The organism is Flexivirga lutea, from assembly GCF_054778955.1.
On the sequence record NZ_BAAGZB010000001.1, the window covers coordinates 640,355 to 661,898 of the forward strand.

At 69.0% G+C, this 21,544-nt stretch carries 18 protein-coding genes and 2 tRNA genes; 10 read left to right on the forward strand and 10 right to left on the reverse strand.

Annotation, left to right across the window (positions count from 1 at the left end; translation table 11 throughout):
- Positions 1-108: 108 nt before the first annotated feature.
- Positions 109-2,730: a M1 family aminopeptidase gene (gene pepN / locus ACYVBN_RS03130; protein ID WP_460599243.1), complete on the reverse strand. Its 2,622-nt coding sequence runs from the start codon at positions 2,728-2,730 to the stop codon at positions 109-111.
- A 126-nt stretch (positions 2,731-2,856) separates the two neighbouring features.
- On the opposite strand from pepN, the gene ACYVBN_RS03135 reads away from it, so the two are divergent.
- The 3 genes from ACYVBN_RS03135 (at position 2,857) to ACYVBN_RS03145 (ending at position 5,126) form a co-directional block, all read left to right on the forward strand.
- Positions 2,857-3,465 (forward strand): mycothiol-dependent nitroreductase Rv2466c family protein, encoded by a 609-nt coding sequence (locus ACYVBN_RS03135; protein WP_460599788.1) that lies wholly within the window; start codon positions 2,857-2,859, stop codon positions 3,463-3,465.
- An 11-nt stretch (positions 3,466-3,476) separates the two neighbouring features.
- Positions 3,477-3,944, forward strand: coding sequence for an RpiB/LacA/LacB family sugar-phosphate isomerase (locus ACYVBN_RS03140; RefSeq protein ID WP_460599244.1), 468 nt, complete (start codon positions 3,477-3,479; stop codon positions 3,942-3,944).
- Between the two features lie 93 nt (positions 3,945-4,037).
- Complete coding sequence (locus ACYVBN_RS03145; protein WP_440280753.1) at positions 4,038-5,126, forward strand: PP2C family protein-serine/threonine phosphatase; 1,089 nt, start codon at positions 4,038-4,040, stop codon at positions 5,124-5,126.
- Positions 5,127-5,221: 95 nt separating this feature from the next.
- Here the strand turns inward: ACYVBN_RS03145 and ACYVBN_RS03150 are convergent, their stop codons facing one another.
- Both ACYVBN_RS03150 and ACYVBN_RS03155 read right to left on the reverse strand, forming a co-directional pair.
- On the reverse strand, positions 5,222-5,401 hold the full coding sequence (locus tag ACYVBN_RS03150; protein ID WP_440280754.1) for an antitoxin: 180 nt from the start codon (positions 5,399-5,401) through the stop codon (positions 5,222-5,224).
- Positions 5,402-5,590: 189 nt separating this feature from the next.
- Positions 5,591-5,664 (reverse strand) — tRNA-Gly (locus tag ACYVBN_RS03155).
- Between the two features lie 103 nt (positions 5,665-5,767).
- On the opposite strand from ACYVBN_RS03155, the gene ACYVBN_RS03160 reads away from it, so the two are divergent.
- The 5 genes from ACYVBN_RS03160 to clpX all read left to right on the forward strand — a co-directional run bounded on the left by ACYVBN_RS03160 (position 5,768) and on the right by clpX (position 10,500).
- Positions 5,768-5,841 (forward strand) — tRNA-Pro (locus ACYVBN_RS03160).
- A 102-nt stretch (positions 5,842-5,943) separates the two neighbouring features.
- Positions 5,944-7,335: a trigger factor gene (gene tig, locus ACYVBN_RS03165; RefSeq protein WP_440281236.1), complete on the forward strand. Its 1,392-nt coding sequence runs from the start codon at positions 5,944-5,946 to the stop codon at positions 7,333-7,335.
- Positions 7,336-7,608: 273 nt separating this feature from the next.
- Entirely contained in the window at positions 7,609-8,196 is a 588-nt protein-coding gene (locus ACYVBN_RS03170) for an ATP-dependent Clp protease proteolytic subunit (RefSeq protein ID WP_460599789.1), read from the forward strand.
- Positions 8,193-8,861: an ATP-dependent Clp protease proteolytic subunit gene (locus tag ACYVBN_RS03175; RefSeq protein ID WP_440281237.1), complete on the forward strand. Its 669-nt coding sequence runs from the start codon at positions 8,193-8,195 to the stop codon at positions 8,859-8,861. The genes ACYVBN_RS03170 and ACYVBN_RS03175 overlap by 4 nt, the downstream gene beginning before the upstream one ends.
- A 349-nt stretch (positions 8,862-9,210) precedes the next feature.
- Positions 9,211-10,500: an ATP-dependent Clp protease ATP-binding subunit ClpX gene (gene clpX, locus ACYVBN_RS03180; RefSeq protein ID WP_460599245.1), complete on the forward strand. Its 1,290-nt coding sequence runs from the start codon at positions 9,211-9,213 to the stop codon at positions 10,498-10,500.
- A 173-nt stretch (positions 10,501-10,673) separates the two neighbouring features.
- Here the strand turns inward: clpX and ACYVBN_RS03185 are convergent, their stop codons facing one another.
- The 6 genes from ACYVBN_RS03185 to valS form a co-directional block, all read right to left on the reverse strand.
- Entirely contained in the window at positions 10,674-11,234 is a 561-nt protein-coding gene (locus tag ACYVBN_RS03185) for a hypothetical protein (protein WP_460599246.1), read from the reverse strand.
- The gene (locus ACYVBN_RS03190) at positions 11,231-12,538 is read right to left on the reverse strand and encodes a DUF58 domain-containing protein (RefSeq protein ID WP_460599247.1); all 1,308 of its coding nucleotides are present in this window, start codon (positions 12,536-12,538) and stop codon (positions 11,231-11,233) included. The genes ACYVBN_RS03185 and ACYVBN_RS03190 overlap by 4 nt, the downstream gene beginning before the upstream one ends.
- A gap of 6 nt (positions 12,539-12,544) precedes the next feature.
- Positions 12,545-13,525 (reverse strand): AAA family ATPase, encoded by a 981-nt coding sequence (locus ACYVBN_RS03195; RefSeq protein ID WP_440281241.1) that lies wholly within the window; start codon positions 13,523-13,525, stop codon positions 12,545-12,547.
- Positions 13,522-14,061: a hypothetical protein gene (locus tag ACYVBN_RS03200; RefSeq protein ID WP_460599248.1), complete on the reverse strand. Its 540-nt coding sequence runs from the start codon at positions 14,059-14,061 to the stop codon at positions 13,522-13,524. The genes ACYVBN_RS03195 and ACYVBN_RS03200 overlap by 4 nt, the downstream gene beginning before the upstream one ends.
- The gene (locus ACYVBN_RS03205; RefSeq protein ID WP_460599249.1) at positions 14,058-14,795 is read right to left on the reverse strand and encodes a DUF4129 domain-containing protein; all 738 of its coding nucleotides are present in this window, start codon (positions 14,793-14,795) and stop codon (positions 14,058-14,060) included. The genes ACYVBN_RS03200 and ACYVBN_RS03205 overlap by 4 nt, the downstream gene beginning before the upstream one ends.
- A 127-nt stretch (positions 14,796-14,922) precedes the next feature.
- Positions 14,923-17,565, reverse strand: coding sequence for a valine--tRNA ligase (valS, locus tag ACYVBN_RS03210; RefSeq protein WP_460599250.1), 2,643 nt, complete (start codon positions 17,563-17,565; stop codon positions 14,923-14,925).
- A 235-nt stretch (positions 17,566-17,800) separates the two neighbouring features.
- Here valS and ACYVBN_RS03215 point away from each other — a divergent pair, with 235 nt between their 5' ends.
- A complete protein-coding gene (locus ACYVBN_RS03215) occupies positions 17,801-18,385 on the forward strand; it encodes a T6SS immunity protein Tdi1 domain-containing protein (protein ID WP_460599251.1) in 585 nt (194 codons plus the stop codon).
- A gap of 20 nt (positions 18,386-18,405) precedes the next feature.
- Here the strand turns inward: ACYVBN_RS03215 and ACYVBN_RS03220 are convergent, their stop codons facing one another.
- Positions 18,406-20,244: an NAD(P)-binding domain-containing protein gene (locus tag ACYVBN_RS03220; RefSeq protein WP_460599252.1), complete on the reverse strand. Its 1,839-nt coding sequence runs from the start codon at positions 20,242-20,244 to the stop codon at positions 18,406-18,408.
- Between the two features lie 115 nt (positions 20,245-20,359).
- Between ACYVBN_RS03220 and ACYVBN_RS03225 the strand changes: the two genes are divergently transcribed.
- Positions 20,360-21,544 (forward strand): sigma-54-dependent transcriptional regulator family protein, encoded by a 1,185-nt coding sequence (locus ACYVBN_RS03225; RefSeq protein ID WP_440281246.1) that lies wholly within the window; start codon positions 20,360-20,362, stop codon positions 21,542-21,544.

The following is a 21,544-nucleotide window of genomic DNA, read 5'->3' on the forward strand; positions in this document are numbered from 1 at the left end:
TGCGGGACCCGCACACAACTACTGTCGTCACTTCCTCGCCGAAATCCGACGAAATCAGCGAGGAAGTAACGACAGTAGTGAGTGCAGGGCGCGGTGGCCCCAGCTGACTCAGTCCTCGTCGCGGGCCTGCGCGGTCAGTGCGACACGCACCAGGTCACGGTTCTCGGCGACCAGCCGCACCAGTCCGGCCGGGGCGTCCTGGTGGGCGGCCAGCCAGGTCTCGGTGGCGTCCAGCAGCGCCCGGTCCGACAGCGCGATCGGGTACAGCACGGTCACGTAGTTGGACGCCATCGCGTAGGTCCGGGCGTCCCACACCTCGCGCAGTGCCGCGTGGTAGCGCTCGACATACGGCTCCAGCAACGCGGTGTCGTGCACCCGCCCGAAGCCGAGCGCGACCGCCCGTGCGGTCTCATTCGGCAGCGAGTCGGCCTCCACCAGGTCGTGCCACGCCTTCGCCTTGGCCTCCGCCGTCGGGTATGCCGCGCGGGCACCGGCCGCCCGGGCGATGCCGGTTGCGGTGTTGTCCGTCGCGAGCTGGGCGTCGATCTCCTCGTCCGTCGCCGCACCGGCCGCTGCGAGCGAGGTCAGCAGTGTCCACTTCATGTCGGTGTCCAGCGGCAGACCCTCCAGCACCGTCTCGCCCTGGAGCAATTCGCGCACGTAGGCGACGTCCTCGTCACGGCGGGCGAACCGCGCGAACGCCTGGGTCAGCTGCAGTTGCGCGTCGCTGCCCGGCTCCGCGGCGGACATCAGCTTGCGCAGCGCCGCGGCGACCTCGTCGGCCGCCTCGGCACGATGCTCGGGCCGCAGGAATGACGTGGTGTGACCGAACGCGCCCGAGGTCAGGAACGCGGTCGTGGCGCCGGTGACCTGCGAGATCAGCGTCTGCCGGACGGTGGAGTCGGTCTCGGTGGCGAGCGCGTCGACGCCGTAACGGATGTACTGGCGCGGCGGCAGCTCGCCGTCGCGGGTCATGTCCCACAGGGCGCCGAAGACGACGGCCCGGGTCAGCGAGTCGGTGATCGCCGTCGGGTGGGCCAGCACCGTCTCCAGTGAGCGCGGGTCGAGCCGGACCTTGGCGTAGGTCAGGTCCTGGTCATTGACCAGCAGCAGGTCCGGCATCGGCCGGCCGACCAGCTTCGGGACGTCGGTCAGTGCGCCGTCCAGGTCGACCTCGACCGACTCCTGCGCGGTGAGTGTGCCGTCGGCCAGCGTGTAGCAGCCGATCGCCAGCCGGTGCGGCCGCAGCGTCGGATAGCCCTCGGGCGCGGTCTGCTCGATCTGCAGCGAGGTGATGACGCCGGCGTCGTCGAGCTGGATGACCGGGCGCAGGATGTTGGCGCCCGAGGTCTTCAGCCACAGCTCCCGCCAGGTCGACAGGTCACGGCCCGAGGTCGTCTCGAGCTCGCCGAGCAGGTCGTCGAACGTGGTGTTGCCCCACTTGAACTTCGCGAAGTAGGAACGCAGTCCGGCGACGAACGGCTCGACCCCGACATACGCCACGAGCTGCTTGAGCACCGAGGCGCCCTTGGCGTAGGTGATGCCGTCGAAGTTGGCCTCGACGTCCTCCAGGTGGCGCATGTTGGCGTAGACCGGGTGCGTCGAGGACAGTTGGTCCTGCCGGTAGGCCCACGTCTTCTCCGAGCTGGAGAAGGTGGTCCACGCGGTGTCCCACTCGGTGACCTCCGCCTGGCACCAGGTGGAGGCCCACTCGGCGAACGATTCGTTCAACCACAGGTCGTCCCACCAGCGCATGGTGACCAGGTCGCCGAACCACATGTGCGCCAGCTCGTGCAGCACGGTCAGCGCGCGGCGCTCGATCAGCGCCTCCGACACCTGGGTGCGGAAGATGTAGGTCTCGGTGATGGTGACGCAGCCGGCGTTCTCCATCGCGCCCGCGTTGTACTCCGGGGTGAAGATCTGGTCGTACTTCGCGAACGGGTAGGGCTCGCCGAACTTCTCCTCGAAGAACGCGAACCCCTTCTTGGTGATCGCGAAAAGGTTGTCAGCGTCGAGGTGTTCGCGCAGCGACTTGCGGCAGTAGACACCCAGCGGCACGGTCCCGTTCGCGGCCTGCACCTCGTCACGCACCACGTCGTACGGCCCGGCCACCAGGGCGGTGACGTATGACGACAGACGCGGCGTCGGCTCGAAATGCCAGGTGGCGGCGGGCTCCTGGGTGCCGGTCGGGCCGGTGTAGGTCTGCTCGGCAGCCTCCGGCTCGGGCGTGGGCTGGTTGGAGATCAGCTTCCAGCGGGCCGGCGCGGTGACGGTGAAGGCGAAGGTCGCTTTCAGGTCCGGCTGCTCGAACACGGCGAAGACGCGGCGGCTGTCGGCGACCTCGAACTGCGTGTAGAGGTAGACCTCGTCGTCCGCGGGGTCCACGAAACGGTGCAACCCCTCGCCGGTGTTCATGTAGGCGCCGGTGGCCACGACGGTGAGGTCGTTGGACTCGGCCAGTGCCGGCAGGCTGATCCGCGCTCCGTCGAAAGCCGTTGCCGGGTCGAGGGATTCGCCGTTGAGGGTGATCGATTCGACGGACGGGCCGAGGAAATCGATGAACGTCCCCTGGCCGGCTGCCTCGGTGTCGGTCGCGGTGAACCGCACGCGGGATGTGGTGCGGAACGTCTCGGGCCCGGTGGTGAGGTCCAGGTCCACGTCATACGACTCGACGTGCAGTGAGGCGGCGCGACGCTGCGCTTCCTCACGGGTGAGATTGGTGTTGGGCACTACGAAAGCTCCATCAAGAAAGCTGGGATCGGATGTGCGTCATCCTCGCACGAGCCGGGTGGCAGGATTGAGGCCGTGACCAAAGACGACACTCAGCAGCAGGACCAGCAGCGGCAGCCGGCCGAGATGTTCTTCGACCCGTTGTGCCCGTGGGCGTGGATGACGTCCCGGTGGCTGATGGAGGTCGAGAAGGTCCGCCCGGTCGACCTGACCTGGAGCGTGATGAGCCTGTCGGTGCTCAATGAGGGCCGTGACGACCTGCCGGAGAGCTACCGCGAGATGTTGGACCGTGGCTGGGGCCCGGTGCGCGTGGTCATCGCCGCCGCGCGGGACCACGGCGACGAATACAAGAAGCAGCTCTACGACGCCATCGGCACCCGCCTGCACCCGGGCGGCATGGGCGGCACCGACGAGGGCCAGCGCCGGGCCGTGACGGAGTCGCTCGAGGAGGTCGGGCTGCCCGCCGGGCTGATCGACTTCTACGGCAACGTCCCGGGCGACGAGATCGACAAACTGCTGCGGGCCTCCCACGAACGCGGCATCGGCCTGGTCGGCGAGGACGTCGGCACGCCCGTGGTGTCGTTCGGTGACACCGCCTTCTTCGGTCCCGTCGTGACGCCCGCGCCGAAGGGCGAGGCGGCCGGAAAGCTCTGGGACGGCTGCCTGCTCGTGGCGGGCACCCCGGGCTTCTACGAGATCAAGCGCACCCGCACCGCGGGTCCCGACTTCAGCTGAGGAGCAGCAGGATGCGAGTGCACATCGGCGGCGACCATGCGGCCTACGAGATGCAGCGGGCGCTGGTGAGCTGGTTGGCCGACGAGGGCCACGAGGTGATCGACCACGGTGCGACGACGTATGACGACCAGGACGACTACCCGGTCTTCGTGCTGCGCGCAGCCGAAGGGGTTGCGGCCGACCCGGGTTCGCTCGGCGTCGTCCTCGGCGGGTCCGGCAACGGCGAGCAGATGGCCGCCAACAAGGTGCAGGGCGTGCGCGCAGCACTCTGCTACAACGCCGAACTCGCCCGGTTGGCCCGCGAGCACAACAATGCGCAGGTCATCTCGATCGGCGGACGGTTCAACACCATCGAGGAGGCCCAGGAGATGGTGCGGGTCTTCCTGGCGACGCCGTTCTCCGGCGCCGATCGGCATCAGCGCCGCATCGACATGGTCGCGAAGTACGAGCAGAGCGGTGAACTGCCCGCTGCGAAGTGATCGCGAACCTTATCTCATGGATTTGGCATGGGAGCGGTAAGAAGTCAGTAAATTGTGTCGATCGCCGCGTTGGCCGAGGGTCAGGATTCCCGCATGGCCATCGATCTCTCGCTTGCACCGCGGCGGTTCGCCCGTCCGACGCCGGCGACAGCTCGGCCCGGATCCGACGCCGCCACCGGCGCGCTGGTGTGCCTGGTGCTGCTGCTCGGGCTGGCGACGGTCGTCTGGCCCCATGACGTCACCTACGCGTTGTTCATCCCGGTCGCGGTCGGTGCCCGGATGGTGCTGTCGACGCGTCGCACCGGTGTGGTCTTCGGGGCGATCGGCGCCGTCTACCTGATCAGCGTGGTCGACAGCGGCCGACCCGAGGCGGTCTCCCTGGGACTGGTCCTGGCGGCGACCATGGTCGTCGTCTCCGTGGTCGACCGGCGGCATACGCGGGCAGGTGTGACCGCTGCGGTCGGCGGCTCGATGCTGATGGATCTGCGCGAACGCCTCCGCGTCCAAGGACAATTGCCGATCCTGCCGCAGGGCTGGAACGTCGAGTCCAGTGTGCAGCCGGCGTACGGCGATGCGTTCTCCGGCGACTTCGTGGTCGGCAACTGCCCCAGCCGCGACCGGTTCGATCTCGCCCTCGTCGACGTCTCGGGCAAGGGGTGGACGGCCGGCACGCGGTCGCTGCTGCTGGGCGGCGCGTTCGCCGGGCTGCTCGGCGCCATGGAGCCGGACCGGTTCCTCCCGGCGGCCAACGACTACCTCATGCGACAGGGCTGGTCGGAGGGGTTCGCGACCGCGGTGCACGCCTCGGTCGACCTGGCGACCGGTGCCTACAGCATCGGCTCGGCAGGTCATCCGCCCGCCATGCACTTCCACGCCGGCTCGGGGCGGTTCGCGCCGATCGACGGCGCGTCCGGTGTGGCGCTCGGCATCCTGGACGGGCAGACGACCGACGACTTCGCCCGGGTTGGCGGCCGACTCGAACGCGGGGACGCGCTGCTGTTGTTCACCGACGGTGTCATCGAGCAACCCGGTATGGACCTCATGCAGGGTGTCGACCGGATGCTCGGCCACGCCGACCGGGCGCTCGCCGTCGGTGCTCGTGGCGCCGCGACCCGCATCTGCACCATGGGCAGCGGGGGACTGGCCGACGATCGTGCCGTCGTGGTCATCTGGCGCGACTGACCTCGCACTTCCCAACAGGACCACCGTCGGGACCCCGTCAGGAGACGAGGAAGGGTCCGGGCTGGTGCCCGGACCCTTCCTCGTGCGTACGGCGATCAGAGGTCGCCGAGTCGCTCCTTGGCGGCTTCCTGCGCGCTGTCGACCTTGTCGGCGTACTTGCCGTCGGTCTTCTCGTCGACGGCGTCCCCTGCCTTCTCGACGCCCTCGTCGATCGTGTCCTGGTGTTCCCCTGCGAGTTCGGAAGCCTTGTCCTTCGCGCTGTCGAACAGACCCATCGGAATCTCCTTCGGATTGACGCCGGCAGCCCTGACGCCGACGGCGTTGACCTTTGCACCATGGCACACCCGACGGGCTGCGTCGATACCGGGCGCCGTGTTTCCTACGGATCGGTAACCATGGGAGCGCAGCCCACAAAGCATGGAGCTCAACAGGAGAGGCCGGCGCTGCAGCGCCGGCCTCTCCTGTGGAGCGGGCGACGAGAATCGAACTCGCGTCATCAGTTTGGAAGACTGAGGCTCTACCATTGAGCTACGCCCGCGTGGTCCGCGCGACCGCCGATGTGCGATCCCGTCAACCGAGGCGTTAGCCTACTGCCCGCCCGCAGGCCGACCAAACCGGCTCCGTCCTGTGGGCGGTGATGACGGGGTATGGCGCAGCTTGGTAGCGCGTCCGCTTTGGGAGCGGAAGGCCGCCGGTTCGAATCCGGCTACCCCGACAGCTAGCATGATCTGTTAGTGCGGCGGATGACGTATGTCGCCGCAGCGATGACGGGCTCCGTGTGGCGGAGCCGAACCACCACCATTTTGGAGTCCCTGCAGTGAAGAGTGCCGTCGAGAAGTTGGGTCCGACCCGCGTCAAGCTGACCGTGGAGGTTCCCTACGAGGAACTGAAGCCGAGCGTCGACGAGGCGTACAAGGCGATCGGCGCGCAGATCCAGGTGCCGGGCTTCCGCAAGGGCAAGGTGCCGGCCCGCATCATCGACCAGCGCATCGGCCGTCCGGCGGTGCTGCAGGAGGCGATCAACGAGGCGCTGCCGGGCTTCTACAGCCAGGCGCTGATCGAGAACGAGCTGCGTCCGATGGGCCAGCCGGAGGTCGAGGTCACCGAGGTGCCCGTCGACGAGCAGCAGCCGCTGAAGTTCGACGCCGAGGTGGACACGGCGCCGGAGTTCGAGTTGCCCGATTTCTCCCAGATCACCGTCGAGGTCGACCCGCTGTCGATCACGGACGAGGACGTCGACAAGGAGTTCGAGGCGCTGCGCGAGCGCTTCGGCACGCTGGCCGGTGTCGACCGCGCGGCTGCCGACGGCGACTCGGTCACCATCGACCTGAAGGCCACCATCGGCGACGAGGACATCGACGATGTCTCCGGCATCAACTACCTGATCGGCTCGGGCAACATGCTCGAGGGCCTGGACGAGGCGCTGACCGGGCTGTCGGCCGGCGACAGCAAGACCTTCACCGCGCCGTTGGCCGGCGGGGAGCACGAGGGCGAGGACGCCGAGGTGACCGTCACGGTGCAGGCGGTCAAGGAGCGTCAGCTGCCCGAGCTGGACGACGACTTCGCCCAGATGGCCTCCGAGCACGACACGATCGAGGAGATGCGCGCCGAGGTCTCCGAGCAGGTCGAGCGCGCCAAGCGGTTCGAGCAGGGTGTGCAGGCGCGCGACAAGGCGCTGGACCACCTGCTGGAGACCCTGGACCTTCCGCTGCCGGAGAAGGTCATCGAGGACGAGGTGCACCAGCACCTGGAGAACGAGGACCGCCTCGAGGACGACGAGCACCGTGCGGAGGTCGACGAGTCGACCCGCAAGGCGCTGAAGACCCAGCTGATCCTGGACAAGCTGGTCGAACGCGACGAGGTGCAGGTCGGCCAGGAAGAGCTCATCGAGTACATCGTCATGTCGGCCTCGCAGTACGGCATGGACCCCAACCAGTTCGCGCAGGCGCTGGACCAGCAGGGCCAGGTGCCGGCCATCATGGGTGAGGTCGCCCGCCGCAAGGCGCTGGCATCCGTCCTGGACGAGATCACGGTCGTCGACACCGACGGCAACACCGTCGACCTCAGCGAGCTCGACGACGAGGACGAGGACGAGGCAGTCGACGCCGCCGACGAGGCCGCCGCCGACTCGGACGAGGCGAAGTCCGACGAGGCGAAGTCCGATGAGCCGGAGAAGGACGAGGCGGAGAAGGACGACGCCACCGTCTGAGCCACCTCGGCCACTCGGCGCACGCCGACCCTGGACACCCTGGACCCCTCCCACGCTGCACGCGTGGGAGGGGTTCCGTCATACGGCCTCCTCCGGCGGGTCGACAATTGCGCCGTGGGCGAACATCGCCTGGACCGGGGAGTGAGTTGGGTGCCGCGGGCGTTAGGGTCCAGTGAGATCACACAGCACCACGATTGTCACGACGACGTGTCGCGACCTACGACCAATGCGACCAACGATGGAGACGCGGTGAGCAACGCACAGGAGGTGTCCATGGCCACCGAAGGACAGATGGGCCTGGACGATCAGATCTACAACCGGCTGCTCAAGGAACGGATCATCTTCCTCGGCTCCGACGTCCGCGACGACAACGCCAACGCGATCTGCGCGCAGTTGTTGCTCCTCGCGGCAGAGGACCCCGAGAAGGACATCTGGCTCTACATCAACAGCCCCGGCGGTTCGATCTCGGCGGGTATGGCGATCTTCGACACCATGAACTGGATCCCCAACGACGTCGCCACCGTCGCGATGGGTATGGCGGCCAGCATGGGGCAGTTCCTGCTGTCGGCGGGCACCCGCGGCAAGCGCTACGCGACGCCCCACGCCCGGGTGATGATGCACCAGCCGTCCGGCGGCATCGGTGGCACGGCCTCGGACATCAAGATCCAGGCCGAGCAGCTGGTCTTCATCAAGAAGCAGATGGCGGAGCTGATCGCCGAGCACACCGGCCAGACGGTGGAGCAGATCGAGAAGGACTCCGACCGCGACCGCTGGTTCTCCGCACAGGAAGCCCTCGAATACGGTTTCGTCGACCACGTCTTCGAGCGGTCCACCGACGCACCGAGCCGGAGCAACTCATGACCAACAGCATGGGAGCACAGATGAATTCGCCGTATGCCGGGGTGAGTGCCCCGCAGCCGAGCAGCCGCTACATCCTGCCGCAGTTCGAGGAGCGCACCTCCTACGGCATGAAGCGCTCGGACCCCTACAACAAGCTCTTCGAGGACCGGATCATCTTCCTCGGCGTGCAGGTCGACGACGCGTCGGCGGACGACATCATCGCCCAGCTGATCGTGCTGGAGAGCCAGGACCCCGACCGGGACATCCTGATGTACATCAACTCGCCGGGTGGCTCGTTCACCGCGCTGACCGCGATCTACGACACCATGCAGTACATCCAGCCGGATGTGCAGACGTTCGTCATCGGCCAGGCGGCGTCGGCCGCCGCGGTGCTGCTGGGTGCCGGTGCGCCGGGTAAGCGGTTCGCGCTGCCCAACGCCCGCATCCTGATCCACCAGCCGGCGATGGAGGGTGCCGGCGGCACGGCCTCGGACCTGGAGATCACCGCCAACGAGGTGTTCCGGATGCGCGAGTGGCTGGAGCACACCTGGGCCAAGCACACCGGCCGCACGCCCGAGCAGGTCAAGCAGGACATCGAGCGCGACAAGATCCTGACCGCCGAGGAGGCCAAGGAGTACGGCCTCATCGACCAGGTGCTGAGCAGCCGCAAGGCGTCGGCGCAGTAGACGGCGCGGCAGGGGCGGCGAGCGGGCGAACTTCCGCGGCACGCCGCCGGCCTGCAAAATGTCACATGACGGCTCTCTCGGTGAGCGACGGTGTCTTCGCGCCGTCACTCGCCGAGGGAGCCGTCATTCGCGTCCGGAAGCGTGTGCGACGAAGGGATTGCGCTGTCAGCGGACAGACGTGACTTGATGCGCGACACCGGGTTTCAATGGAACCTGCGACGGCCCGTGCGCGGTAGCGTCGGCCGGACACGGAGCACCACCGATCCGCATCCGCGCGACGGATGCCGGGTAGGACGCCCGCACGACATACAGGCACGACACGCAAGCACGACACACGACTGGAGGGCACGTGGCACGCATCGGAGAAGGCGGCGACCTGCTGAAGTGCTCTTTCTGCGGCAAGAGCCAGAAGCAGGTCAAGAAGCTCATCGCCGGGCCGGGTGTCTACATCTGCGACGAGTGCATCGACCTGTGCAACGAGATCATCGAGGAGGAGCTCGCCGAGACCTCCGAGCTCGGCCTCGAGCAGTTGCCCAAGCCTCGGGAGATCTTCGACTTCCTCGAGCAGTACGTCATCGGGCAGGACGCCGCCAAGCGAGCCCTGTCGGTGGCGGTCTACAACCACTACAAGCGCATCCAGGCGGCCGACCAGCCGGCCGCGACCAAGAAAGACGGTCCGCCGGTCGAGATCGCCAAGTCCAACATCCTGCTGATCGGCCCGACCGGGTGCGGCAAGACCTACCTGGCGCAGACGTTGGCCCGGATGCTCAACGTGCCGTTCGCGATCGCCGACGCGACCGCACTCACCGAGGCGGGGTATGTCGGTGAGGACGTCGAAAACATCCTGCTGAAGCTGATCCAGGCCGCCGACTTCGACGTCAAGAAGGCCGAGACCGGCATCATCTACATCGACGAGATCGACAAGGTGGCCCGCAAGAGCGAGAACCCGTCGATCACCCGCGACGTGTCCGGTGAGGGCGTGCAGCAGGCGCTGCTGAAGATCCTGGAGGGCACCACCGCGAGCGTGCCGCCGCAGGGGGGCCGCAAGCACCCCCACCAGGAGTTCATCCAGATCGACACGACCAACGTGTTGTTCATCGTGGGCGGTGCCTTCGCCGGCCTGGAGAAGATCATCGAGGGACGCACCGGCCGGCAGGGCCTGGGCTTCGGCTCCGACCTGAAGTCGGCCAAGGACCCGATGACCAGCTTCTCCGACGTGCTGCCGGAGGACCTGATGAAGTTCGGGCTGATCCCGGAGTTCATCGGCCGTCTGCCGGTCATCACCACCGTGGAGCCGCTCGACCGGGAGGGCTTGGTGTCGATCCTGACCGAGCCGCGCAATGCGCTGGTGAAGCAGTACGAGAAGATGTTCGACATCGACAACGTCGAGCTGGAGTTCACCACCGACGCCGTCGAGGCCGTCGCCGAGCAGGCGATGCTGCGCGGCACCGGCGCCCGAGGGCTGCGCGCCATCCTCGAGGAGGTGCTGCTGCCGGTGATGTTCGACGTCCCGAGCGACGACGACATCGCCCGCGTCGTGGTCACCCGGGAAGTGGTGCTCGACAACGTCAACCCGACGATCGTGCGCCGCGACGCGACGCCGGCCCGCAAGCGCACCCAGCGCAAGGAATCCGCCTGACGCTCAACGCGACGCGCATCCCGACGCCCGGCCCGGTCCTTGACCGTAGCCGGGCGTTTCGCTGTCCCGGTGGACGGTGAAGCGGACCGCTCGCGAGAGGTCGATGGATGTCGTGAACGCCCGATCTCGCGACATCCGTTGACCGCTCGGCAGCTGACGACGCATCCCGCCCGCTATTTCGGCGCGGCGCCTCGCGTCGTAGTACCCGAATCGCCAGTGAGCCGGATCAGCACCAGGACCGCGACGATCAGCCCGCCCAGTGCGAACGCCGCACCGTAGGGCAGGCTCCGGTCGTTCGTGGGTGCGATCGTCAGCGCCACGACCGCCACCGCGGTCGTGGCGAGGCCGACCGTGATCGTGCGGGCGAGCCACACCGACACGACGGTCCGGTCGATCGGCGCCTGGTCCGGCCCGCTGGCCACCAGTGCAATCGTCACGTGCGCCACGAGCACCAGCCATGCCGCCGGGATCACCCACCACGAGTCGGCCGCCATACCGCTCGTGAGCCACTGCAGGGCCATCGCGACGAGCAGCAGCAGGCCGGCGAAACTGTCGCTGTCGGCCAGCACGACGACGCCCGCGAGCAGGGTCGCGGCCAGGCCGTACCACGACATGCTGCCGACGACATCGGTCACGGCCAGCAGCGCCAGTGCCGCCAGCAGGGCGGTGGCGATGGCAATGGCCCGGTCGCGGTGCAGCTGGACGATGCGCTCCATGCGGGGCAGGAAGTTCATCGGCGCACCACCCGTGGCCGTGGTCGGGCCGACAGGCGGCCCAGCACCGGGTCCAGGCTGCCCGGCCCGCGCCACCGGGTGACGGGCACGCCGAGCCGTTCGATGGCACGGATCTCGCGCTCGCGCTCCAGCAGCCGCAGCCGGGTGGCGACGGCCAGTCCGGCGTCGTCCTGCGGGATGTCACCGGGGAAGCAGTCGATGACGACGACCGTCATACCGCGCTGGGCGAGCTTCGCGGCCAGCGCCAGCGGCATCTGGCTCAGCAGCGGGCTGATCAGCAGCAGCACCGCGCCGGCGCGGAACGGGGTGCGGACGGCAGTGGTGTGGAAGCCGGTGCCGATCCCGCGTTCGATGCCGGCGAGGCAATCGATGATCCGGCGGCGGTGCAGCGCACCCATGCCGACCGGGACACGGACGGGTCGCATCCCGCCGACCGCCTCCAGGCCCACTCGGTCGCCACGGCCCAGGAAGTATGACGCGAGCCCTGCCGACGCGCGCACGCCCAGGTCGAGGGAGCTGGCGGCGTCCGCCTCCGGATCGGCGGTGCTGAAGTCGGCGGACGCGTCGAGCACGATCAGCACTTCGCTGTCCTGCTCGGCGAAGGACGTGCGCACGTGCAGTCGACCGGTGCGTGCGGACACCGGCCAGTGGATGCGCCGGAGCCGGTCGCCGACCTGGAACTGCCGGATGTCGGCGAACTCGGTGCCCTCGGCCTTGGTGTTGCTGCGGTTGAGCCCGATCAGGCCCTGCGGGTGCGGCAGCCCACGGGTGGCATCGAAGGCGGCGGTGTCGGGCAGCGTGCTGACGACCGGACCGGGGAGGCGCACGGTGCCGTAGCGGTAACCGCCCCACGCCCCGAACACGGCGATGCGGGTGCTGAGGAGCTGGTGGGTGCCCCACCGGTCCGGCCGCCAGCGCAGCGTCGACACAGCGTGGCCGGACTCGAGCGGCCCGCAGACGGCACCGGACGCCGGAGTCGTGGTGAGGCCGCGCCGGTCGGCGACATACGCCGCGAACTGCTCGGCACCGTCGGCCTCATCGATCCGTAGCGTCCACGCCTCGGTGCTGCCTTCGACCGGCGAGGTGGTCGAGACCGTGCCGCGGATCTGCGGTCTGCCGCCCGGCCGGGTCGCCAGCGTCCACACGGTGATCACGGCGAGTGGCGTCCCGAGAACGAGCAGGTCCGGCCGACCGAAGCCGACCGCCGCGCCCAGCAGCACGGCCCCGACCAGCGCAGCGCGCAGGAAGGCCGGGGTGATGCGCCACCCCGGATCCGTCTGCGGCGAGAAGGTGCGGTTCGCCACCGGCGTTCAGCCCTTCGCCGTCGCCGGCGCAGGCACGCTGCCGAGCAGTCCGCGGACCACGGACGACGCGGTGACGCCACTCATCCAGAGTTCGGGCTTGATGGTCACCCGATGCGAGAGCACGGCCAGCGCCACGGCTTTGACGTCCTCCGGGGTGACGAAGTCACGGCCCCGGACGACCGCGAGCGCGCGGCCGACGAGCAGGAGCGCGAGCGAGCCACGGGGTGACGCCCCGATCAGCACCTGCGTGTGGTCGCGGGTGGCGGCGGCGAGGCGTACGCAGTAGTCGACCACGGACTCCTCGACCTGCAGCCGTTCGACCGCGGACTGCATGCCGAGCAGCCCGGCGGCGTCGGTGACCGGCTCCAGGGAGATGTCCTCCTGCTGTCGTTGCAGCCGCCGCCGCAACACGTCGGTCTCTTCCTCCGCGGTCGGATAGCCGAAGCTGACCCGGGCGAGAAAGCGATCCAACTGGGCTTCGGGCAGCGGGTAGGTGCCCTCGTACTCCACGGGATTCGCCGTCGCGATGACGTGGAAGGGGTGCGGCAGCCGGAAGGTCTGCCCCTCGACGGTGACCTGACGCTCCTGCATGGCCTCCAGCAGGGCCGCCTGGGTCTTGGGTGGCGTCCGGTTGATCTCGTCGGCCAGCAGCAGCCCGGTGAACAGCGGGCCGTGGCGGAACTCGAAGGTCGCGTTGCGCTGGTCGAAGATGAACGACCCGGTCAGGTCCGCCGGCAGCAGATCGGGGGTGAACTGCGCACGGGCGAAGTCCAGTCCCAGCGTCTGCGCCAGCGAGCGGGCGGCGAGTGTCTTGCCGAGACCGGGGTTGTCCTCCAGTAGCACGTGGCCACCGGCGAGCACGGTCGCCAGCACCAGTTCGAGGGCGTGGCGCTTGCCGACGACGGCCCGGTCGACGCTGTCGAGGATCTGCTCAGCGCGCTCGGTGGTCTCGGCGATGGTCGGTATGACGGTGGTGTGCTCGGTCACAGTGCCTCGATGCGGTTGATGATGTCGTTCACGGTCTGTCTGCTGACCGGTGGTGCCGGTCGGGCCGAGAGGTATTCGGCCAGTCGCGGGTCGGCGTGGGCCAGCAACGCGGCGTCGTCGGGGACCTGCGCGGCGCCGCCCTCCGCGGCACGCAGCCGCAACCGGTCCAGCGCCAGATCCCGCAGGATGCCCTGCAGTCCGGTCGCGCTCGCGTTGGCGCCGGAGTCCTTCGGCACCGACGCATCCTCGATCTGCCGGCGCAAGTAGCTGATCCTGGAGTCCGAACCGGTGCGCATCCGGCGGCCCATCGGGTCGCCCTCCCACTCGGCCGGATCCCAGTCGAGCCGGCGTTCTGCGGCCCACCAGCAGACCGCGAACAGCAGCCCGGCAGCGGCGAGCAGTCCGATCGGCCGGGGTCGCAGCTGCAGCCAGGAGGCGAAGACCCACGTCGCCAGCCAGCAGGCGAGCAGGGTCGCGAAACGCTTCACCCACGTGCGCCGGAGGCTTGAGCCGGAGTCCGGTTCGCGCGTCGTCATACTCGCTCCTGCGTGGCGGGCAGCGAGCTGCGCAGGGTCCGTAGGGCGTCCAGCGCGGCGGTGCGGTGCTCCTCGGTCAGCGGATGCGCCGAGAAACGCGCCTCCCGGTAGAGCGCACCCAATGTGCGCAGCGACGTGCGGTCGACGTCCAGGGCGTTCAAAACCCGGATCGTCAGCTCGGCGGACGTCTCGCTGGGCCGGCGCTCGACGCCGACGGCGGCGACGGACTGCTCCAGGTCGACCCAGCAGGCGACGACGGCGTTGGACGGGGCACCGTCCAGCAGCAGGCCCTCCTGGCGCCGGGCCGCCTCGGCCACCGCATCGAGCACGGCGTCGCCGACGTCCGGCAGCGGACCCTGCAGCCGGGTGCGGCGGCGGTCCCGGAACCGTCGGATCGCGGCCACGACGATGGCGGCCAGCAGCCAGAGCAGACCCAGCAGCAGCAGGCCCAGCACGATGTCCAGCAGGATCGTCCCGAGCGCATTCGCCGCGTGCGAGTTGGCGGGTTGCGCGGACGTCGACTGGCTGCTCCGACTCGCGCCGGGCGGCGTCGGTGGTGTGAACCTGCCGTACCGGATATGGATGTTCGGATCGCGGTCGGGCGCGTGCAGGATCGGTGTGCTCTTGGCCGTGGTGACGACGATGAGCACCATGAGCGCCAGAGCCGTCGCCGCGCCGACGAGCAGCATGCGGCGATCCGGCCGCCGTGGCGGCGTGTCCTCCCCAGAACTCACCGCTCCAACGTAGGACGGGACCGGCGCGTGCGTGGCAGAACGCGTCGGTTTCGTGACGAGGAACTCGCTACTGTCGTTACTTTCTCGCCATGGATGGGCGTATGCCGCGAGGACGTCGCTACTGTCGTCACTTCGTGCGCGGTGGCGGCGGCACCAGCTGCACGTCCCGGACCTCGAGCGCGTCGGCGGCGGCATACTCCAGCGAACCGGTCAGCTTGCCGGCCGCGCGCAGGTCGGCCTCGGAGGCCCGCACCAGCTCCTGCAGCTGAGCGGGAGCGGCAAGGGTCAGCGTCGTCACCTCCGCGCGCATGCCGAGCTTCGCGTCCGACTTCGCCTTGCGGATGCCGGCCAGTGCCTCGCCGACGACCTGCAGCGCCGTCGGGTCGCCGGTCGCGGGGCCGCACTCCTCAGGTGTCGGCCACGCCGTACGGTGCACGGAGCCCGCGTGCCACCAGGACCACACTTCCTCGGTCGAGTAGGGCAGGAACGGTGCGAACAAACGCAATTGGACATCGAGCGCGATGCGCAGCGCAGCTCGGGCGCTCCCCGCCGGCGCGTCGCCCTGGCCGCCATACGCACGGTCCTTGATCAGCTCGATGTAGTCGTCGCAGAACGTCCAGAAGAACGCCTCGGTCAGTTCCAGACTGCGGGTGTAGTCCCACGTCTCGAAATGTGTGGTCGCCTGCCGGACCAGTTCGTGCAGCCCCGCGAGCATCGCCAGGTCGAGCGGGTCGGTCACCGCCGCCGCGAGGTCACCCTCGACCTCACCCATGCCGAGCGCGAACTTGCTGGCATTGAGCAGCTTCATGGCCAGCCGACGGCCGACCTTCATCTGGCTCTCGTCGTATGCCGCGTCCATGCCGAGGCGGCCCGAGGCGGCCCAGTAACGCACGGCGTCGGCACTGTGCTGGGTCAGCACGTCCTCGGGCGTGACGGCGTTGCCCTTGGACTTGGACATCTTCTTGCGGTCCGGGTCCAGGATCCAGCCGTTGATCGCCGCATCGCTCCACGGCACGCTGTCGTGCTCGAAGTGGCTGCGGACCACGGTCGCGAACAGCCAGGTGCGGATGATGTCGTGGCCCTGCGGGCGCATGTCCATCGGGAAGATCTTGGCGAAGAGATCGGCGTCGTTGCGGCCACCGGCGTTGCTCGTCACCGGCCATCCCGACACGATCTGCGGGGACAGCGATGATGTCGCCCAGGTGTCCATGATGTCCGGGTCGCCGACGAATCCGCCTGGCATTCCGCGCTGTTCGGCGGTGTAACCCGGCGGCACGTCGGTGGCCGGGTCGATCGGCAGGGTCTCCGGCGCGGCCGGGATCGGGTGCTCGTGGTCGATCTCACCGTCGGCGTCGAGGGGATACCAGATCGGGAAGGGCACCCCGAAGAACCGCTGGCGGCTGATCAGCCAGTCGCCGTTCAGGCCGTCGACCCAGTTGGCGTAGCGGCTGCGCATGAAGGCCGGGTGGAAGTCGATCTGCTCACCGCGCGCGACCAGCGCCTTGCGCAGGTCGGCGTCCCGCCCGCCGTTGGTGAGGTACCACTGGCGGGAGGTCACGATCTCCAGTGGCTTGTCGCCCTTCTCGAAGAAGTTCGCCTTGCGCTGGGTCGGCTTCGGCTCACCGTCCAGGTCGCCGGACTCGCGCAGCGCGTCGACGATCGCGACCCGGGCGGAATGCACCGTCTTGGTGGCCATGCTCTCGGCATACAGCTGGGCGCCGGGGCCGCCGGCGATCCACGCCGGGGTCTCGCCCTGCAGCCGGCCGTTGCGGGTGATGATCGAGCGGGTGGGCAACTGCAGCTCGCGCCACCACGTCACGTCGGTGAGGTCACCGAAAGTGCAGCACATGGCGATGCCGGCGCCCTTGTCCGGCTCGGCGAGCCGGTGCGCGACCACGGGGATCTCCACGCCGAAGAGCGGCGACGTCACCGTGGAGCCGAAGAGCGACCGGTAGCGCTCGTCGTCCGGGTGCGCGATCAGCGCCACGCACGCGGGGATCAGTTCGGGACGGGTGGTCTCGATGTAGACGGGTCCGTCGCCGTGGTGGAAGGCGACCCGGTGGAAGGCGCCCGGGTAGTCACGAGCCTCCAGCTCGGCCTGGGCGACCGCGGACTGGAACGTCACGTCCCACAGGCCGGGCGCTTCCGCCTGATAGGCCTCGCCGCGCTCGAGGTTGTGCAGGAACGCCTCCTGTGCGACGGCTCGCGATCGGTCGTCGATGGTGCGGTAGGTCTGCGACCAGTCCACCGACACACCGAGCCGGCGGAAGAGCGACTCGAAGGCCACCTCGTCCTCGGTAGTCAGCTCCTCGCACAGCGGGATGAAGTTGGCGCGGCTGATCGGCACCTGGTCGGCCGCCTTGACCGACTTGCCCTCGGCACCGCGCAACGGCGGCGTGAAAGCGGCGTCGTATGCCGCCGAGTGGTCGCCGCGCACGCCGTAGTAGTTCTGCACGCGCCGCTCGGTGGGCAGGCCGTTGTCGTCCCAGCCGAGCGGGTAGAACACCTCCTTGCCGCGCATCCGCTGGTAGCGCGCCACCACGTCGGTGTGGGTGTATCCGAACACGTGACCCACGTGCAGGCTGCCGCTCGCGGTCGGGGGAGGGGTGTCGATCGAGAACACCTGGTCCCGGGGGAGTGACAGCGCGCGCTCGCGGTCGAACGTGTAGGTGTCCTGCTCCCGCCATACAGCCGCCCACTTGTCCTCCAAGCCGTCCACGGTCGGCTTGTCCGGGATCTGGGGTGTGGCGTTGTCGGCGGCGTCAGTCATGCCGCACATGATCCCATCCACCCGTCCGCGCTGCCCAATCGGTTTCGCCTCTACCGCCGGCGACTCTGACGGCCGGATGCACGAGCGACGGTCGCATTCGGCCGTCACTCGTGCATGGGACCGTCAGAGTGCGGTCGGCGCGAGCCGCCACACGACGGGCAATCCCGCCGACCGTGGTGCCGGGCGATACCGTCGGGGTGCAATCTTCGATCACCGGACCACTGTGGAGTGACTAATGCCCGAGGCCAGCGCGGTGCAGCCGTTCGTCGACACCTTCCCCCCGGATGCCGGCACGCGCGTCCCGGACGCCGACTTCATCACGTATGGCGAAGCGCAGCTGCCGTCCGCGCTGATCGAGCTGTGGCGGGCACACGGCCTCGGCTGGTATGGCGGAGGGCGTCTCGCGCTGGTCGACCCGGGCACCTGGATGCCGGTGCTGCAGACCTGGTTCGGTCCGTCCGTGACGAGCATCCCGTTCGCCATCACCAGCTTCGGGCACCTCTACCACTACGACCGCCCCGGCGGAAGCGATCGCATCCAGTGCCTGGACCCGCACTTCCAGCACAACGCGGTGGTCGCCGGGGACGCCACGTCGTTCTTCCGCGAGCACCTCATCGGCTCCACGTCGCACCTGGCCGACCTGCGTGAGCTGCACAAGGCCGCCCGCGACGCCCAGGGTGAGCTGGGCCAGGACGAGATCTTCTACTTCGAGCCGATCCTCGCGCTGGGCGGCCAGGTCAACCTGGACAACCTGCAGAAGGGCAACGGCCCCGAGCACGTCACCGACATACATCGCCGGCTGGCGCCGCGTCACCAGTAGCGCGATCCACGCGGACACCATCAGCTCGTGTGGTGGACCTCCTGCAGGCCGTAGACGGGTGTCGGGATGCCTTCGTAGCGGGCCTTGAGCTGCAGCGCCAGGTAGAGCGAGTAGTGCCGCGACTGGTGCAGGTTGCCGCCGTGGAACCACAGCGCCTCCTGTTGGGTCGGCTTCCACATGTTGCGCTGCTCGCCCTCCCAGGGCCCTGGATCCTTGGTGGTGTCGGAGCCGAGCCCCCACACCTTGCCGACCTTGTCCGCGGTCGCCTGGTCGATGATGTCGGCGACCCAGCCGTTCATCGAGCCGTAGCCGGTGGCGTAGACGACCAGGTCGGCGGGCAACTCGGTGCCGTCCTCCAGCACCACCGAAGTCTCCGTCAGGTGGTCGACGTTGCCGTGCGCCAACTTCACCTTGCCGTCGCACACCAGCTCCGACGCGCCCACGTCGATGTAGTAGCCCGAACCGCGCCGCAGGTACTTCATGAACAGGCCCGACCCGTCGTCACCCCAGTCGTGTTGGAAACCGACCTTCTCCAGCCGGTCGTAGAAGTCCTTGTCGCGCTCGGCCATCTGCTGGTAGAGCGGGATCTGGAACTCGTGCATGATCCGGTAGGGCAGCGAGGCGAAGATCATGTCCGCCTTGTCCGTGGTCACGCCGGACGCGACCGCCCGCTCGGAGTAGAGGTCGCCGAGACCGATGTCCATCAGTGACGCCGACTTCACGATGTGGGTCGAGGACCGCTGCACCATCGTCACGTCGGCGTCGTGCTCCCACAACGCACCGCAGATGTCGTGCGCGGAGTTGTTCGAGCCGATGACCACCACCTTCTTGCCCCGGTAGGCCTCCGGCCCCGGGTGCTGGCTGGAGTGCTGCTGCTCGCCGGCGAAGACGTCCATCCCGGGGAAGCTGGGCAGGTTGGGCTTGCCCGACATACCCGTCGCAAAGACGAGCTGCTTCGGTTCCAGGACGACCTCCTCGCCGTCCTTGTCGACCACGACGCGCCAGGTCTTCGTGTCCTCGTCGTATGTCGCCGACCGCACCGTCGAGCGCGACCAGTAGGGCACGTCCATCACCCGGGTGTACATCTCCAGCCAGTCGCCGATCTTGTCCTTCGGCGCGAACACCGGCCAGTTCGAAGGGAATTGCAGATAGGGCAGGTGGTCGTACCACACCGGGTCGTGCAGGCACAGACTCTTGTAGCGGCCGCGCCACTGGTCGCCGGGCCGGTCGTGCTTGTCGAGCACGACGTGCGGCACCTGCAGCTGGCGCAGGCGCGCACCGAGGGCGATGCCACCCTGTCCGCCGCCGATCACCACGACATACGGCTGGGTGGTGCGCCCGAGCGAGGACTCCTCATCCTGCTTCTTCTCCAGCCACGACTTCCGGCCGCGCGCCAGCTGGTGCTCGACCCCCTGCGGGCGGCGGGTGCCCTGGTTCTCCTCGTGCCCCTTGAGTTCGCGGAGGCTGGTCAGCAAGGTCCAGGCCCGGGTCTCGCCGTCCTGGTCCTTCAGCCGCAGGTGACCCTTCGCCCGGCCGACGGCGGTCTCGAAGGTGATCCAACACTCGATCACCCCACCGGCATCGGCGGGTTCCTCACTGAACTGCCAGTCGGTGGGGTCGGTGCGGTCGAGCGTGTGCTGCAGCAGGTCCCGTATGCCGTCCCGGCCCTCCACGGTCCGGATGTTCCAGGTGAACGACACCAGGTCCCGCCAGAAGCTGTCGGTGGCGAAGAGGCCGGCGGCAGCCTCGACATCGCGCGCCCGCATAGCGGCGTCGAAGGCGGCCAACCAGGCCTCCGCCCGGTGCCGCGGCGTGGTGTGGTCGGTCGCGGCAGCGGGGACGTCCAGGGTCTCGGTCATCGCGCAGGTCCTTTCTCGAGCGACTGTGACCCACAGCACACTCCGCGGCTACGCTGATCGGAAGCGTTGCAGCACGTTGCAACGCCGGTCCGTGGCATCGCCGAAGGAGTTGTGCGTGACCGACTACAACGCCATCGCATTCGGCACCGATCTCGCCGGTTACGCGCGGGAGCTGATGCGCATGCACGACACCGTGCTCGGTGGTGGGCACGCGTCCATGCGGCCGCGCCCGCTGGTGTCGCGCTCATGGCAGCGGGTGCTCGGCTTCGGCCTGGTGCCGGACCGGACCGGCGCCCGCGACCCGGTCTCGCCGGAGCGACTCGAGCGGCTGCGTGCCGCGTCACCGCTGCGGCTGGTGATCGACGACCTGGCGCGAGTCATCGCGAGTGTCGCGGACGCGTCGCACTTCCTGATGGTCGTCACCAACGGTGACGGCGTGATCCTGTGGCGGCGGGGAGACAGCAGGGTGCGGCGGCGCGCCGACGAGCTCGGCTTCAGCGAGGGTGCCCGCTGGACCGAGGCGGAGGTCGGCACCAACGCGATCGGCACCGCGCTGCAGGAAGGCAGTCCGGTCCAGCTCTTCTCCGCCGAGCACTTCGAACAAGCCCAGCACCCTTGGTACTGCACGGCTTTCCCGATCCATGACCCCCGTACCGGCGAGTTGCTGGGCATCGTGGACATCAGCGGACCGGCGCTGACCCTGCACCCGGCGATCAGCGCGCTCGTCGAGACCGCGGTGCTGCTGGCCGAGTCGCTGCTGCGCCGCCACCACGAGGCAGCGCTCGAGCGGCTTCGCCAGGCGGCCGAGCCGATCGTCTCCGCGGCGGGTGGACCGGCGCTGGTCGTCGACGACGCCGGCTGGGTGGCGCACAGCGCGGGAGTCACCACCCGCGATCGCATCGCGGCGCCGCAACACGACAAGCCGCTCGCCGTGCCCGGCCTGGGGCTGTGCCTGCCGGAGCGGCTGGATCTGGGCTGGCTGGTCCGCCCTGCGGGCACCGAACGCCGGCTCGCGGCACATCTGCAGCTGCACCCCCGGCCGGTCGTCGAGATCCGCGCCGACGCCGAGCCGTGGCGGGTGGCGCTGTCCCGCCGGCACGCGCAGATCCTGCAGCAGCTGGTCGCCGCAGGCCCGGCGGGCCTGACGCCATACGACCTGAGCGTGGCGCTGTTCGGTGACGGCGAGCACGTCGTGGCGGCACGCGCCGAGGTCTCCCGGCTGCGGCGCACACTCGGCGCGATCGTCGACGGCAGCCCCTACCGGATCGCCGACGGCGTGCACCTCACCGTCGGCGAATAG

Excerpts from the sequence above, each read along its gene's own strand:
- ACYVBN_RS03135 (WP_460599788.1), top strand. The coding sequence starts at position 2,857 with ATGTTCTTCGACCCGTTGTGCCCGTGGGCGTGGATGACGTCCCGGTGG.
- ACYVBN_RS03140 (WP_460599244.1), top strand. The coding sequence starts at position 3,477 with ATGCGAGTGCACATCGGCGGCGACCATGCGGCCTACGAGATGCAGCGG.
- ACYVBN_RS03145 (WP_440280753.1), top strand. The coding sequence starts at position 4,038 with ATGGCCATCGATCTCTCGCTTGCACCGCGGCGGTTCGCCCGTCCGACG.
- ACYVBN_RS03150 (WP_440280754.1), bottom strand. The coding sequence starts at position 5,401 with ATGGGTCTGTTCGACAGCGCGAAGGACAAGGCTTCCGAACTCGCAGGG.
- ACYVBN_RS03170 (WP_460599789.1), top strand. The coding sequence starts at position 7,609 with ATGGCCACCGAAGGACAGATGGGCCTGGACGATCAGATCTACAACCGG.
- ACYVBN_RS03175 (WP_440281237.1), top strand. The coding sequence starts at position 8,193 with ATGACCAACAGCATGGGAGCACAGATGAATTCGCCGTATGCCGGGGTG.
- ACYVBN_RS03185 (WP_460599246.1), bottom strand. The coding sequence starts at position 11,234 with ATGAACTTCCTGCCCCGCATGGAGCGCATCGTCCAGCTGCACCGCGAC.
- ACYVBN_RS03200 (WP_460599248.1), bottom strand. The coding sequence starts at position 14,061 with ATGACGACGCGCGAACCGGACTCCGGCTCAAGCCTCCGGCGCACGTGG.
- valS (WP_460599250.1), bottom strand. The coding sequence starts at position 17,565 with ATGACTGACGCCGCCGACAACGCCACACCCCAGATCCCGGACAAGCCG.
- ACYVBN_RS03215 (WP_460599251.1), top strand. The coding sequence starts at position 17,801 with ATGCCCGAGGCCAGCGCGGTGCAGCCGTTCGTCGACACCTTCCCCCCG.
- ACYVBN_RS03220 (WP_460599252.1), bottom strand. The coding sequence starts at position 20,244 with ATGACCGAGACCCTGGACGTCCCCGCTGCCGCGACCGACCACACCACG.